Raw genomic sequence first — 15,380 nt, forward strand, 5'->3', positions numbered from 1 at the left:
CCGGCCGTTCAACTACGCCTGGACCAACACGAATTGAGATCCGTCGCGCCATCGGGCGCGACACGAACGACAAGGGTGAACCATGTCGCAAACGCCAACCGCAACCAAGCTGAACGTGCGCCCGGCCGCGGGCTACATCGGCGCGTACGTCGACGGCATCGACCTGAAGGCCGACCTCGACGAGACCACCGTCGAGGAGCTGCGCCAGGCCCTCTACAAGCACAAGGCGCTGTTCTTCCGCGACCAGCACCTGGACCACGCCTCGCACGTCGCGTTCGCGGGGCGCTTCGGCCCGCTCGCCGTACGCGCCCGGATCCAGGACACCGAGGAACTCAACCCGTTCCCGCAGATCCTGACGATCTCTCCGCAGCTCGACAAGAAGCTGGTGGGCGCCGACTACGAGGCGGTGTTCCGCGCCAAGTGGGTGACCAGCATCAGCGGCTGGCACGTCGACGCCTCGCAGGTGGTGAACCCGCCGGCGATCGCGTTCCTGCGCGCCGACGAGGTCCCGCCGTTCGGCGGCGACACGCACTGGACGAACCTGGTGGCCGCCTACGAGGGGCTGTCGGAGCCGATCCGGAAGATGATCGACGGGCTGCAGGCGCTGCACACCTTCTGGCCCGCCCAGCAGCTGGACCCGCGGGACCCGGTCGAGAAGAAGGCCCTCGACATGATCGGGAACGAGCGGGAGGCAGTGCACCCGGTGGTGCGCGTGCACCCCGAGACCGGCGAGAAGGCCCTGTTCGTCAACCCGTCGCGTACCGCTCGCATCCTGGGGATGAACCCGGTCGAGAGCCGCAAGCTCCTGGAGCTGCTGTTCGAGGAGCTGACCCGGCCGCAGTACACCTGCCGGTTCGCCTGGGAGCCGGGTTCGTTCGCGGTGTGGGACAACCGGACCACCGCGCACCTGGCCGCCGCCGACATCGACCACCTCACCGAGGAGGGCCACGTCCGCATCATGCACCGGACGTCGACCGTCGGTGACATCCCCGTCGGCCCGGACGGCTTCACGTCGTACGCACTGGCGGGCGTGCCGCTGGTCGCGCCGAAGACGGACGACGACGCGGCCCCGCACGAAGCCCGGTGAGCGCGGCCCAGCCCATGGTCGCGGCCGCGGCTCCGTCGGTCGTGCCCGGGTCGCTGACCCGGGCGGCCGACGCCGCCGCGGTCGTCGACCGCTACCCGCAGTACCAGGCCGGAATGCGCTGGGTGACGGAGTTCGTCACTCAGCCGCACCCCGACCTGGGCCGGTCCGGGGCGGTCTGTCCACGGCTCGAGCCCGCCATCCGCGCCAACACGGTGTGGCTGGTCGCGCTGACGGTGCACGGGACGACCCCCGCTGATGCCGCAGATGCCGGGCGGTTGCTGCTCGACCTGTTCGAGGAGGTTGCCGCCGGGCCGCACCGGTCGTCCACCGCGCTGCTCGGGTTCTTCCCCGGCCTGCCGGGCGAGCGGGCGGCCGACTTCATCGACGGCGGCCACGGCCTCCTGCGGCCCGAGTCCGTCGAACGCGGCCTGATGCTGGGGGAGTTCCACGCGGACAGCACCGTCGGCGGTGTGCACAACCGGGCGTTCCCGGTGATGCAGTGCCCGGAGCCGATGTTCGCCGTCCGCGCCATGACCCCCCACGACCTGCTATTCGCCGACCAGCCCGGCACCCCGCCGGCCGACCGGCTCAGCTACCTCCTGGCGTATCAGCGGCACATCGGCCCCCGGCTCAGCCCGGCGGCGCGGGAAGGCCTCGAGGCCAAGGTGAGTGCCGCCCGTCAACTCTTTCATCGGGAGAGTCATCGTGACCCTGCATACCCCGGCCGCTCTCACTGAGCTGACCCTCGCCGCGGCGCTGGAGACTGCCTACCACGAACACCGGACCTCGGACGCGGTCGTCACCGCGTCCGGGGCGCTGACCTACCAGGACCTGGCCGAGAAGGCACACACCGTCGCCGCCGGCGTGCGGGCCGCGTGTCCTGACACGCCGGGTTCCGCCTCATCGGGCAGTGCCCGGGTCGTGGCCGTGGTCATCGAGCGCTCGCCCGAGTTCGTCGCCACCGTGCTGGGGGTGCTCGCCGCCGGGGCCGTGTACCTGCCGCTCGACCCGGACGCGCCGGACGCCTTCCTGCGCGACGTGTTCACCGAGGCCCGGCCGGCGCTGGTCATCACCACCGCCGACCGGGCCGCCCGGCTGCGGGAACACACGACCGCGCCGGTGCGGTCGTACCAGGACCTGGCCGCGCACGAGCCGACGACTCCGGTCGCGGACGGGGCGGTGGACCCCTCTCAGCCGGCGTACGTCATCTACACCTCGGGGTCGACCGGCGCGCCGAAGGGCGTGCTGGTCCCCCACTCCGCGCTGCTGAACTCCACGGCGGCGCGCACCGACCGGTTCGGCGAGGCCGGCCGGGTGCTGCTGCTGCACTCGCCGGCGTTCGACCTCACCACCGGTGTCCTGTTCTGGACGCTGCTGACCGGCGGCACCCTGATCATCGACCCGGCCGGGCTCACCGACGTCGTCCGCACCGTCGACCTGGTGCACGAGCACGGCGTCACGCAGCTGATCTACCCGGCGTCGCTGTACAGCGTCTTCCTGGACCGTGCCGCGAGCCGGCCGCCCACCAGCCTCAAGGCTGTCGGAATCGGCAGCGAGCGGTGGAGCCCCGCCGTGATCGAGCGGCACGCCCGCCTGCTGCCGGACACCACCCTGTTCAACGAGTTCGGTCCGACGGAAGCATGCGTCGTCTCCAGCTACGGCCGGGTCTACGACGCCGAGACCGGGCAGCGGACGCCGATGACCATCGGTCGGCCGGTGCGCAACACCGGCTACCTCCTCCTCGACGCCGACGGCCGGCCCACCACCGGAACCGGCGAACTGGTCATCACCGGCGCCAACCTCGCGCTCGGCTACCTCAACCGCCCGGAACCGACCGCCGAGCGGTTCGTGACCGTCGACGGCGAGCGGGCGTACCGGACCGGTGACCTCGTCCAGCAGGACCCCTCGGGCGACTTCGTGTTCCTGGAGCGCGCCGACCGTCAGGTACAGGTCGGCGGGCACCGCGTGGAACCGGGCCACGTCGAGTCCGTCCTGATGGAGCACCCCCGGATCCTCGCGACGCACGTCACCGGACGTGCCGTCGCCTCGGTCTCCGGGTCGACCTCTCTCGTCGCCTACCTGGTTCCGGTCCCGGACGCGGACCGTGAGCCGTCGGCCGCCGGGCCCGACGCGGACCGCGCGGGCGAGGCGTCGTTCATCGCCGACTGCGACCGCTATCTGCGCGCCCGGGTTCCGGGGTACCTCGTCCCCTCCGCGTACGTCGTGATCCACGAACTGCCCCGGACCGCGGCCGGGAAGATCGACCAGGCACGGCTGCCCGACCCGTCCTCGGCCGGCGCCGCGCCCGCGGACGCCCTCGAAGAGCACCTGGCGGCCGCGGCCGCCACCATCCTCGGCCTGACGGACGTTCCGGTGGACCGGTCGCTGCTGATGCTGGGCGCCAACTCCCTGGCGCTGATCCAGCTCGCCGCCATCGTCGCCGGCGACCACGCCGTCGACCTTCCGGTCAGCGCCCTGTTCGCGACCCCGACCATCAGGGACATCGCCGCCCTCGTCCGCGCCGGGGCCCCGTCCGACCGTCCGCGGATCCAGCCCGGCACGGCCCCCACGGAGACCGGGCCGGACGGCGCGGCCGGCTTCCCGCTCAGCGGTCAGCAGGAGCAGATCTGGGTCCTGACCCAGCTGACCGCGGACGCGCTCGCGTACAACACCCAGTTCTCCCTGCGGATGCACGGCCCGGTGGACATCACCGCGCTGCAGCGGGCGCTGTCGCACATCGTGACCCGGCACGAGATCCTGCGCACCACCTTCCACGACGGCACCAACGGGCCGGTCCAGGTCGTCCACGAACCCTGGCAGGCGAAGGTCGAGGTCGTCGACCTCACCGGCCTGCCCGAGCAGGACCGCGCCGCGGAACTCGCGGCCCGGATGCGTGCCGAGGTCGCCGTCGGCTTCGACGTGGCCATCCTGCCGCTGGTCCGCTGGCAGCTGTTCCGCCTCGCCCCCGACGAGTGGCGGCTGCTGCAGGTCGAACACCACTTCGCGCACGACGGCTGGTCCGCCCAGCTGTTCCTGGCCGAACTCCGCGACGCGTACGACGCGATCGCCGCCGGCCGCCGGCCGGAGCTGCCGGCGCTGCCGGTGCAGTACCGCGACTTCGCGGCCTGGCATCACGCCTGGCGGGAGAGCGGCGACTACGACGGTCAGGTCGCGTACTGGTGCGACGAACTGTCCGGCTGCCCCCGCGACGGCGCGACGTTCGCGGCGGACCGGCCCCGGCCGGTGGCCCGGTCGTACCGCGGCGGCCGGCTCAGCGCCCACATCCCGGCCGAGGTCATGCACGGCCTCGACGACCTGGCCGCCCGGCACGGGGTGAGCCGCTTCGCGGTGTTCCTGTCGGCGTTCGCGCTGCAGGTGTGGCAACACACCGGCGAGGAGGACATCGTTCTCGGGTCGGCGCTGGTCAACCGCCGCCAGCCCGGCACCGACCGGCTGCTCGGGATGTTCGTCAACGCACTTCCGCTGCGGGTGCGCATCGACCCGGCCGGCTCGCTGAGCGAGCTGCTGCGCGCGACGATGAACGTCGTGCTCGGCGCGCAGGACCACCAGGAACTGCCGCTGCTCGACCTGCTGGCGCGCCTGGACCTGCCGCGCGACCCGGGCCGGAACCCGCTGTTCAACCTCATGTTCGCGTTCCACGACACGCCGCGGCCGTATCTGCGGATGGGGCCGGTGCAGGCCAGCCTGGTCATCGAGCACAACGCGTCCGCCAAGGGCGACATCAACGTGGTGTGCGTCCCCGACCCCCGCCACCCGGACGGGAGCGGACAGGGCGGGATGACCATCCTGTGGGAGTACGACACCGACCTGTTCGACGCGGACACCGCCGAAGAACTCCTCGGCGGGTTCGAAACGGTCCTGAGCCTGCTGTCGCGCGCGGCCGACGAGCCGGTCCGCGAGCTGGACCTGCTGGGTGCCGACGAGACGGCACGGGTCCTGGCCATGAGCACCGGCCCGGCCGACCGGGTTCCGCACGGCACACTGCACGCCGGCTTCGCGGCCGCGGTGGCCGCGCACCCGGACGCGGTCGCGGTCGAGCACGCCGGGTCCTCGTGGACGTACCGTCAACTCGATCTGCACGCCCGGGATCTCCAGCGGCGGCTGGCCGACGCGGGCCTGCAGGCCGGCGCGGTCGTCGCGCTCACCTGCACCGCCGGCGTCGGCCTGGTCGCGGCGATCCTGGCCGTGTCGCGGTCCGGCGCGGTCTACGTGTGCATCGACCCGGCGCAGCCCTCGGCCCGCACCGCCGCGATGTACGAGGACGCCGCCCCGAGCGTCATCGTCGCCGACCGCGCCGCCCTGGCCGGTGCGGCGCCGTCCGGGGCACCCGCGGGCGTGCCCGTGGTGTACGCCGACGACCTGCCCGTCGGCACGGCACCGGACACCGGCGCCCCGGCCGACGGAGACGTCGGTCCGGCCGACGGCGCGTACCTCGTCTACACCTCGGGCTCCACCGGAACCCCGAAGGCGGTGCTGACCAGCCACGCCAACGCATGCGCCGCGGTGCACGGCCGCACCAGGTACCTGGAGGCGGCGGGCACGGAGCCCGGCGCGCCGGTCAAGACCCTGGTCACACTGCCGGTGATCTTCGATGTCGCACCGCACATGATGCTGTGGACGCTGTGGTCGGGCGGCACCATCGTGGTCCCGGACACCGCCGACGACGCCCGGGACCCCGACCGCATCCGTTCTCTTGTCGAGCGGTGCGAGGTCACGCACGTCAACTTCACCGCGTCGTTCTACCGGCAGCTGGTGCGGACGCTCCCGGTCGGATGGACCCCGAAGCTGCGGGTCGTGGCCATCGGCGGCGAGGCGTGCAGCCCGGATGACATCCGCGAGCACGCCGTCCGCGTGCCCGGTGCGGCCCTGGACAACGAGTACGGCCCCACCGAGGGCACCGTCTGGAGCTCCGCGCAGCGCCTGTACCCGGCACCCCCGGGTGCGGGGACGCGAGTGAGCGTCGGTGGCCCGCTGGCCAACTACCGCATGGTGGTGCTGGACCCGGACGGGCGCCTGCTGCCCGCCGGCGCGGCCGGCGAGCTGTACATCGGCGGCCCCGGGGTGGCTCTCGGCTACCACCGCCGCCCCGAGCTGACCGCCGAGCGGTTCCCGGTCCCGGCGGGCGGACCGCTCGCCGGGCAGCGCCTGTACCGGACCGGGGACCGGGTCCGGCTCCGGTCCGGGAGCTTCGAGATTCTCGGACGTCTCGACGACCAGGTGAAGGTCCGCGGGTTCCGGGTGGAACTCGGGGAGGTCACCGCCTGTCTGCTGAAGCAGCCGGACGTCGCCGACGCCGCGGTGCTCCTGCGGGGATCCGGTGACGCGGCGCGACTGGTCGCGTACGTCGCCGCCCCTGCCGACAGCGCCGTCCGTCCGGAGCACATGCGGGAGTGGGCGGCCCAGCGGCTGCCCTCGTACATGCTCCCGACCAGCTTCGTGATCATGGACCGGCTTCCCCGTACGTCCACCGGGAAGATCCAGGCGTCGCAGCTGCCGGAACCGCCGGAGCAGACCGGTACGGGTCCGGCGGCCGAGCCCGAGACGCCCCGTCAGCAGCTGCTGCTGCAGGTGTGGCGGGACACGCTCCAGCAGCCGCGCATCGGCCTCGACGACGACTTCTTCGCATGCGGCGGCGACTCGCTGCAGGCGATCCGGGCCGCCGCACGGGCCCGGGCCCTCGGCGTGGACGTGAGCATCGCGGAACTGCTGACCGCACCGACCGTCCGTGCCCTGGACCACCTGATCACCCACCGCCCCGACAGCGACGTCGTCGCGGTGACCGAACGCCGTCCGGGCGGGACCGCCCTTCCGCTCACCGCGATCCAGGGCTGGTTCTTCGACCAGCGGTTCGCCGACCCGGACCACTTCCACCAGGCGCGCCTGTTCGAGTTCGCCGACGACGGCGACCCGGACACCCTGCGCGCGGCGCTCGCCTGGGTGATCCGCCGGCACGACGCGTTCCGCACCCGGTTCACCCGCGACGGGGACACCTGGACCGCCGTCCTCGACGAGGAGCCGGCCGGCGACCTGCTGAGCGAGCACACGGTGCCGGACGGCGATCAGCCGCTCGCGCAGCGGCTTGAGGCCCGACTGCGCGGCCTGCACCGGCAGATCGTCATCGACGGCGGCCGGCTGGCGGACTTCGCGATCGTGCGCGACCCGGGCGGCACCCGAACCTGGGTGTACCTGATCGCGCACCATCTGATCGTCGACGTGGTGTCCTGGCAGATCCTCACCGACGACATCGCGTGGGCCCACCGGGCCCTGCGCGACGGCCGGGAGCTGCCCGACGGCGCGGCACCGGGCATCCCCGACCGGGCCACCGAGGCACCCGCCCCGGACACGCACTGGGAGACGCTCGCCAAGGCGCAGAAGCCGGTCCTCTCCGGTGCCGGAACCGCCGCATCGACCTCCGCGGCCGGGGACCGGATCCGGGTGAGCTCCCGCCTGTCGCAGCGGGTCGCCACGTACCTGGGTCAGGAGACCCGCCGGCTGCACGACATCAGCGCCCAGGCCGTCCTGCTGGCAGCGCTGCACCGTGCGCTGGCCCCGCACAGCGACGGTTCGGACCTGTACGTGTGGCTGGAAGGGCACGGCCGGACCCAGGCCGGCGACGGCCGCCTCGAGAACGTGGTCGGCTGGCTGACCTCGCTCTACCCGGCGCTGCTCACCGACCTCGACGCGGATCCGGCTCGCCTCGTCGACGCCGCGGCCGCCGTCGACCGGCAGCTCGCCGCGGTCCCGGACGCCGGTACCGGCTTCGGCCAGGCGCGTTACCTGCACCCGGAGTCGCCGCTCGGGATGCAGTTGGGCTCTGTCGCCTCGCCGCAGATCACGTTCAACTACCTCGGCGGGCACCAACTGCCCACCGGTGAGCGTGTGCTGAGGCCGGTCGCGGCTCCGGAGGCGGCGACCATCTCCGCCGCCAACGTGCTGCCGACACCGCTCGACGTGACGGTTGCCCCGGCCACGGACGGCACCGTGGTCTGCCACCTCTCCGTCGATCCGGCGCTGCTGTCGGCCGAGGAGGCGGAGCAGGTCGCCGACCGCTTCGCCGCCGAGGTGGAGAGCGCCGCCCGGACGGTCCCGCTGACCACCGCGCCGGTGGACCGCCCCGCGCGCACGCTGTTCATGATCCACCCGGTGGACGGGCGGATCGACTGGTACGCGCCGATGGCCGGTGTGCTCGGCCGCGGCTGGGACTGCTACGGCCTGCCGCACGACCACACCTGCGAGAGCACGACGATGAGCGCGCTCGCCCGCGGTTACCTGGACCAGATCCGGGCGGCGAAGCCCTCCGGCTCGTACACCCTGGCCGGTTGGTGCATGGGCGCGCCGCTGATCTACGAGATCGCCCGCCAGGCGTACGCGGACGGCGACGGCGATCGCATCGACGACCTGATCGTGATGGACCCGACGCCCGCCGACCCGCCGGCGAACCCGGACGCCGCCCTGGTCGACCACGCGCACGTCGAGCTCCCGCACCAGACGAAGCCCGCGATCGCCGAGGCGCTCGCCGCGACCCGGCAGCTGCCGATCCCGGAGCGCGCCGCGGCGCTCGTCGATCTGCTGGGCCCGGCCGGGCCGGGGGCCCCCGACCACCCGCTGCTCGGCAAGCTGCGGATGCGTCTGAGCTTCCACGCCGCGATGAACACGTGGCGGCCCACCGGGCAGGTGCCGCGGCTGACGATGTGCCTGCCCGAGGTCGTCACGGCGGGCCACGAGAAGGCCCCCGAGGGCTGGCGTCCGCTGGGCGCCACCGTGACCGTCACCACGATCCCAGGAGACCACGTCAGCATGCTCAGCGCCGGTGAACTCAGCCAGGCCGTCAACCCCCAGCGCGACGGGGAGGGTTCGTGACCACGACACCCGAGGTCCGCGCCCTGCGCCCCGGCATCTGGCCCACGACGGCCGAACAGGGCCCGGACGGGGTGCTGAGCATCGGCGGCGTACCGGTGACGGAACTCGCCGAGCGGTACGGAACACCCGCGTACGTCTTCGACGAGGCCGACTTCCGGGAGCGCTGCACCACCTTCCGTGAGGCGTTCCACGACTTCGACGTCTACTACGCGAGCAAGGCGTTCCTCACCCTCACCAGCGCCCGCGTCGTCGAGGAAACCGGCCTCAGCCTGGACGTCTGCACGGAGGGCGAACTCGCCTACGCCAAGGCCGTGGACTTCCCGGCCGAGCGCATCCTGCTGCACGGCAACAACAAGTCCGAGGCGGACCTGGCCGCGGCCCTCGCGTACGGGGTCGGGCGCATCGTCGTCGACTCCACCGAGGAACTCGACCGGCTCGAGGAACTGGTGCCGCGCTTTCCCGGCAGCAGGCCCGGGGTGCTGCTGCGGGTCACGGTGGGCGTGCAGGCCGACACCCACGCGCACATCGCCACCGCGCACGAGGACCAGAAGTTCGGTTTCTCACTGGTCAGCGGAGAGGCCGAACGGGCGGTGCGCCGGGTGGCCGACAGCGGGCTGCTCGAACTGCGCGGCCTGCACAGCCACATCGGCTCGCAGATCCTCGGCACGGCAGGCTTCGAGGCGGCCGCCAAGCGGCTCGTCGAGCTGCGGGCCAAGCTCGCCGGGGACGGCATCGAGCTGCCCGAGCTGGATCTCGGTGGCGGGTTCGGCATCGCCTACACCGAGCACGACGCCCCCACGCCGGCCAAGGAGATGGCCGACATTCTGCGGACCGTCGTGGAAAAGGAGTGCGCCGCACTCGGGGTTCCGGTGCCCCGCCTGGCGATCGAGCCGGGCCGCGCCATCGCCGGGCCCGCGGGGGTGACGCTCTACCGCGTCGGCGCGGTCAAGCACCGTGAGGGCATCCGTACCTTCGTCGCGGTCGACGGCGGCATGAGCGACAACGTGCGCACCGCGCTGTACGACGCCACGTACTCCGTCCAGCTCGCGGGGCGCGTCTCGGACGCGCCCCCCGCACTGGTCCGCGTCGTCGGCAAGCACTGCGACGCCGGGGACGTGGTGGTGCGTGAGGACCACCTGCCGTCCGACGTCCGGGCCGGCGACCTGCTCGCGGTGCCGGGCACCGGCGCGTACTGCCGCAGCCTCGCGCACAACTACAACCAGATCCCGAGACCGCCCGTGATCGCGGTGGCCGAGGGGCGAGCGCGCGAGATCGTGCGCCGCGAGACGATCGAGGACCTGATGCGCTTCGACGTCGGCTGATCGCCAACCCGCCACGGCGGCCCCCCCGGCCGCCGTGGCGGCAGCCACTGCCCCAGTCGTGCCGGCAAGGAGCCACGATGACCAAACAGCGTCCCCAGGATGCGTACACCAACAGCATCGAGTCGCCGACGTACCAGAGCGCCTCCTACTACTTCAACAACGCGGACCACGTGAAGGACGGCCTGCACGACAGGTCCGTGCCCGCGGGACGCTACGGCCGCTACTCCAACCCCACCTGGGTCGAGGTGGAGAACAAGCTGAGCGAGCTCAGCGGCGCCGAGAGCTCCCTGGTCTTCGCCTCCGGCATGGCCGCGCACGTCACCGCGTTCCTCGCGCTGCTCGAGGCGGGCGACGAAGTGGTGCTGCCGTCCGAGTCGTACCGGCAGGTGCGCAACGTCTTCCACCAGATCCTGCCGAAGTTCGGCGTCGTGGTGCACGAGTTCTCCATCCGGGACCCGGAGGCGTTCATCGAGAACGTCGCGGCGCTGCGCGGCCGGATCAAGCTCGTGCACCTGGAGATGCCGTCCTCGCCGCACATGTACCTGATCGACGTGGCTCGGGTGCGGGCGGCCGTCGGGCCGGACGTGATCCTCACCCTGGACAGCTCGTTCTCGCCGCCGCCGAACTACTACGCGCTGCAGTGGGGCGTGGACCTGGTGCTGTTCAGCGCCACCAAGTACCTCAGCGGGCACGGCGACATCGTGGCCGGGGTGGCCTCGGGCCGCGAGGAGCTGATCGAGAAGCTGCGCTGGTACCGGGACACGACCGGACCGATCATCGACGGCAACTCGGCCTTCCTGCTGCGCCGCAGCCTCTACACGCTGCAACTGCGCATGGAGCGGGTCAATGCCATGGGCCTGGAGGTCGCGCAATTCCTGGAGGGGCACCCGGCCGTCGACCGCGTCTACTACAACGGCCTCGAGTCGCACCCGCATTTCAAGCTGGCGCAGGAGTACCTGAACGGCTTCGGCGGGGTCATCACCTTCGAGCTCAGGATGAGCGAGGAGCAGACCGCGAAGGTCGTCGACCGCCTGCGCGTGCCCTTCATGGCCTCGAACTTCGGCGCTCCGCACACGCTCGTCGAACAGAGCACGTTCTTCACCTACTTCGAGTACTCCGAGGACGAGCTGGTGAGCATCGGGGTCCCGCGCGGCACGGTGCGGCTGGCCCTCGGCTACAGCAACGACGTCGCGGACATCATCAAGGACCTCGACCAGGCGCTCTCCCACGTGCTGTCCCTGGCAGAGGATTCCGTCGACTCCTGAGCCGTCGACCGCCGGCGCCGACCCGTTCCGACGGTCCGCGCCGGCGCGGCGGTCGGTGCCAGCCGCAGGAGGTTCGGGTGCGGGGCAATTCGCCGCCCAGCGGGCGAACGTGTGCAGTGCGGTACCATCTCGTATGGCGTAATGGAAGTCAGCGCCTGTGCAGCACCGTGCAGGTTGGGTCTGTGGTTACCTCGCTGTCGATTCGGCCGCGCGCGAGCACTTGTCACGCCCGGTGTGCCCGCTCTCAGGATTTCCGAAGAGCGCATTCTTCCGACTGTGCGCTACCGGGTGGCGACAATCTGCACTGCCCGCACGAGCCTCGCCAATTTGACCGGTAGTGGTTTGCAGGCTCCTTTCTGGAGACGACGTGAAAATCCTCCCTGAGATCTCTCGCACGCTGAGTGAATACCTCCTCATCCCCGGCCTGACCACAGAGGCCTGCACGCCGGACAATGTGGATCTCGGGGCGCCGCTGGTGCGTCACCGAGTCGGCGAGGAGTCGGCCGTTCGGATCGCCACGCCCATGGTGAGCGCCGTCATGCAGGCGGTGTCGTCGCCGAAGCTGGCGGTGGCCCTGGCGCAGGTCGGCGGGCTGTCGTTCATCCACCAGAACCAGCCGATCGAGGACCAGGCCGCGGACGTGCTGGCGGTCAAGCGGCACAAGGCCGGCTTCCGCACCAGCGAGGTCACCGTGGCGCCGGGGACGCCTCTCGGCGAGGTCGCCCGCCGGCTCTCGAAGGCGGAGCAGGGCGTGGCCGTGGTCACGCAGAGCGGTGAAGCGGACGGCGAGTTCCTCGGCGTCATCAGCCTCGACGACTTCCACCTGGAGCGTCACGGGGCCACGGAGAGCGCCGGCAACCGCATGCGGACCCGCGACAACCTGGTCACCGCTCCCGCCTCCGTCTCGCTGTCCGAGGCCAATGAGCTCATCTGGCAGCACCATCTGGACGTGCTGCCGGTGCTCGAGGACGGCCGGGTGTCCTCCCTGGTCCTCAAGCGGGACTACCAGGCCCACAAGACGTACAACCGTGCGACGGTGGACGGCGAAAAGCGTCTGCGCGTGGGTGCCGGCATCAATTCGCGTGACTTCAAGGACCGTATTCCCGCCCTGGTGGAGGCCGGCGCGGACGTGCTGTGCCTGGACTCCTCCGACGGCTATTCCGTGTACCAGGCGAAGACCCTCGAATTCGCCCGGGAAAAGTACGGGGACGATGTCTTCGTCGGTGCGGGGAACGTCGTCGACGGCCGGGCGTTCCGTTACCTGGCCGACGCGGGCGCGGCGTTCGTGAAGGTGGGAATCGGCGGCGGTGCCATCTGCACCACGCGGGCGCAGAAGGGCATCGGCCGCGGTCAGGCCTCCGCGCTGCTCGCCGTGGTCGAGGCGCGCGACGCCTACGCCCAGGAGACCGGCGTGTACGTGCCGCTGTGCTGCGACGGCGGTCTGCTCAACGACTCGCACATGGCGATGGCCCTGGCGATGGGCACGGACTTCATCATGCTCGGCCGCTACTTCGCCCGGCTCGACGAGAGCCCGTCGCGCAAGCTGCAGATCGGCGGCCAGTGGTACAAGGAGTACTGGGGTGAGGGCTCGCGGCGCGCGCAGAACGCGGACCGCTACGGCCAGCGCGGCCAGATGGTCTTCGAGGAGGGCGTCGACGGCTACGTCCCGTACGCGGGCAGCCTGTACGACAACGTGGAGCGCACCCGCGCGAAGCTGATCTCCACCATGATCAGCTGCGGGTCGACGACCCTGCGGGACTTCCACCGGGACGCGGTACTGGTCCCGGTGTCGGCGGAGTCGTTCAAGCAGACCGGCGCCGAGATCGAGGTACGCCGGCCCGCCATCGACGCCGGGGAGTAAGCCGGTCGACCGGACGGCCCCGCGCCCTCGGCCTCAGTGCCGAAGGCGCGGGGCCGTCCGCCGTCTACTCGGCGGGCCGCAGCAGGCGCGTGGCGTACGCCTGGGCGGCCGGCGGGACGGCGAGGGCGGGATGGAGTGCCGCCGTGCTGGCGTCCCGCCACAGCCGCGACAGCGCGCCGGTGCCGCTGGTGGCGCGTACCCCCGCGCTGTGGAAGAGGGTCTGGACGGCTCCGTTCAGGAGCCCGGCGGCGGTGGCGTGGTCGCGGCGGCAGCGGGCGGCGAGCAGTGCGGTGAGCGCATCGGGCTCGTCGCAGGTACGGGCCGCCCGGCGCAGCAGGAGGTCCGCGGCGTCGATCTTCCCGGAGGCGGTCGCCAGCGCCGCGTCGCTGTCGCGCAGCGAGCCCGCCGACGGGTTCCGGCTCGCGGCGGCGGTCCACGCGGTCAGCGCCGCGCGCGCGGTACCGAGCAGCGGAACGGCGAAGAAGAGGCCGCTGATCGCCTCGTGCGGTACGCGGTAGCAGTCCCCGTCCGCGGGCGGGTCCGCGGCCGTGAACAGCTGCTCGCGGGTGAAGGAGTGGTCCTCGGGGACGAACACCTCGGTGTCGAGGACGAGGGTGTCGCTGCCGGTGCCGCGCAGGCCGACCGCACCGCTCCAGGTCGGCTCGGTGGTCCACGCCGAGCGGGGCACGAGCAGGAACCGCGGGCCGGGGGCCCCCTCGGGCACGGCGGACAGCAGGGCCCACCGGGCATGGTGGACCCCGCTGCAGTAGGGCCACCGCCCGGACAGCAGCCATCCGCCGGGGGTGGGCGTGGCGGTGCCGGCCGGCTGCAGGGTGCCGGCGAGGGACACGTGGGGGCCGTGCGCCCACACGGCCTGCTGCCCGGCGGCGGGCAGGTAGGCGGCCATCCGGCTCATGGAGGCCATGATCGCGGCGCACCATCCGGCGGACGGGTCGGCCTCGGCCAGGCGGAGCAGCGCGGGCAGGCAGTCGTCGAACCGTCCCGCGGCGCCGCCGAAGGCTCGGGGGACGAAGTGGGCGAGCAGACCGGTGCCGGTGAGGGCCTCGGCGACGGCGTCGGGCAGCCGGCCCGCCCTGTCGGTATGGGGGGCGTGCTCGGCGGCGGACAGCGCGGCGGCCTCGACCTCGAGCACGGGCGGGGAGGGCATGAGCGTCATGTGGGCAGGCCTGGAGGGGTTCGGGTGACGGTGCACACGGGGCGAGGTCAGGACTGTGGCCGGAGGATGACGGTCGGGATCGGGCGCCGGGTCGACTGCTGGTACGTGTCGTACGCGGGCCACAGGCCGGTCATCAGCTTCCACAGGAGCACGTGCTCCTCGCCGGTGGCGGTGCGGGCCTGCACGGTGAACTGCTGGTCGCGGACCTGGATGAGGGCCGTGTCGTGCTGCTGGAGGTTGAGGTACCAGTCCGGGTGGTTGTCGGCGCCGAGATTGGAGGCGACGACGACGTAGGCGTCCTCGTGGCGGCCGTAGATGACGACGGTGCGGCGCGACAGACCGCTGCGACGGCCGATGGTGGTCAGCAGCAGGGTCTCGGCGCCCTGCCAGTCGTGGCCCTCGGCTCCGGCAGTGGCGGCGTACTGGCGGGCGTGGTTGGCGATCCCGTTGACGCGGCTGTCGGTGGGGGCGATGGCGAACGGGTCCGGGGCGGTCACGCAGGCACGCTTCCTTCTTCTCTGTGGCTTCAACGCGGCAGGAATCCGGGGCACTTCGGACGATGCCCGCCCCACCGGGTGCGGAAAGTTCGGCGGCCGCACGACCGCCGCAGCCATCGGCCGATGAATTCGCTTCGACGAGTGGCTGATTGACGACGCATCAGGGCATTGCGGCCGACACCGGAATGCACCGGGAAGCGGAATGTAAAGTCAGCCCGTATTGCTCCGCCCGACTGCGGCAAACCATGAGCCTGCACTGCGAGTTGAGCCGATTCCAACCCCGCTCAGCT

7 protein-coding genes and 1 pseudogene are annotated in these 15,380 nt (G+C 72.1%); 6 read left to right on the forward strand and 2 right to left on the reverse strand.

Going from position 1 to position 15,380, the window contains the following annotated elements:
• Positions 1–82: 82 nt before the first annotated feature.
• From OG361_RS21120 to OG361_RS21145, 6 genes and pseudogenes are all read left to right on the forward strand, one after another.
• On the forward strand, positions 83–1,087 hold the full coding sequence (locus OG361_RS21120; RefSeq protein WP_384571608.1) for a TauD/TfdA dioxygenase family protein: 1,005 nt from the start codon (positions 83–85) through the stop codon (positions 1,085–1,087).
• Positions 1,084–1,824 carry a DUF6875 domain-containing protein gene (locus tag OG361_RS21125; protein ID WP_405855758.1) on the forward strand — a complete coding sequence of 247 codons (741 nt, stop codon included), beginning with the start codon at positions 1,084–1,086 and terminating at the stop codon, positions 1,822–1,824. The genes OG361_RS21120 and OG361_RS21125 overlap by 4 nt, the downstream gene beginning before the upstream one ends.
• The gene (locus tag OG361_RS21130; RefSeq protein WP_405855760.1) at positions 1,793–8,968 is read left to right on the forward strand and encodes an amino acid adenylation domain-containing protein; all 7,176 of its coding nucleotides are present in this window, start codon (positions 1,793–1,795) and stop codon (positions 8,966–8,968) included. Before OG361_RS21125 ends, OG361_RS21130 begins: the two co-directional genes overlap by 32 nt.
• Positions 8,956–10,290 (forward strand): annotated as a pseudogene (gene lysA, locus OG361_RS21135) (diaminopimelate decarboxylase); the annotation flags it as partial. The gene OG361_RS21130 and the pseudogene lysA, both read left to right, overlap by 13 nt.
• Positions 10,291–10,367: 77 nt before the next feature.
• On the forward strand, positions 10,368–11,555 hold the full coding sequence (locus OG361_RS21140; RefSeq protein WP_405855762.1) for a PLP-dependent transferase: 1,188 nt from the start codon (positions 10,368–10,370) through the stop codon (positions 11,553–11,555).
• 367 nt (positions 11,556–11,922) lie between these two features.
• A complete protein-coding gene (locus OG361_RS21145) occupies positions 11,923–13,416 on the forward strand; it encodes an IMP dehydrogenase (RefSeq protein WP_405855764.1) in 1,494 nt (497 codons plus the stop codon).
• Positions 13,417–13,480: 64 nt separating this feature from the next.
• On the opposite strand, the gene OG361_RS21150 is transcribed toward OG361_RS21145, so the two are convergent.
• Positions 13,481–14,593 carry a hydrolase gene (locus tag OG361_RS21150; RefSeq protein WP_405855766.1) on the reverse strand — a complete coding sequence of 371 codons (1,113 nt, stop codon included), beginning with the start codon at positions 14,591–14,593 and terminating at the stop codon, positions 13,481–13,483.
• A gap of 47 nt (positions 14,594–14,640) precedes the next feature.
• Positions 14,641–15,090, reverse strand: coding sequence for a nitroreductase family deazaflavin-dependent oxidoreductase (locus OG361_RS21155; RefSeq protein WP_405855768.1), 450 nt, complete (start codon positions 15,088–15,090; stop codon positions 14,641–14,643).
• Positions 15,091–15,380 lie beyond the last annotated feature (290 nt).

It is taken from the genome of Streptomyces sp. NBC_00090 (genome assembly GCF_045160815.1).
Taxonomy (GTDB): domain Bacteria; phylum Actinomycetota; class Actinomycetes; order Streptomycetales; family Streptomycetaceae; genus Streptomyces.

Coding starts and splice junctions, on each gene's coding strand:
- OG361_RS21120 (WP_384571608.1), top strand. CDS start 83: ATGTCGCAAACGCCAACCGCAACCAAGCTGAACGTGCGCCCGGCCGCG.
- OG361_RS21140 (WP_405855762.1), top strand. CDS start 10,368: ATGACCAAACAGCGTCCCCAGGATGCGTACACCAACAGCATCGAGTCG.
- OG361_RS21150 (WP_405855766.1), bottom strand. CDS start 14,593: ATGACGCTCATGCCCTCCCCGCCCGTGCTCGAGGTCGAGGCCGCCGCG.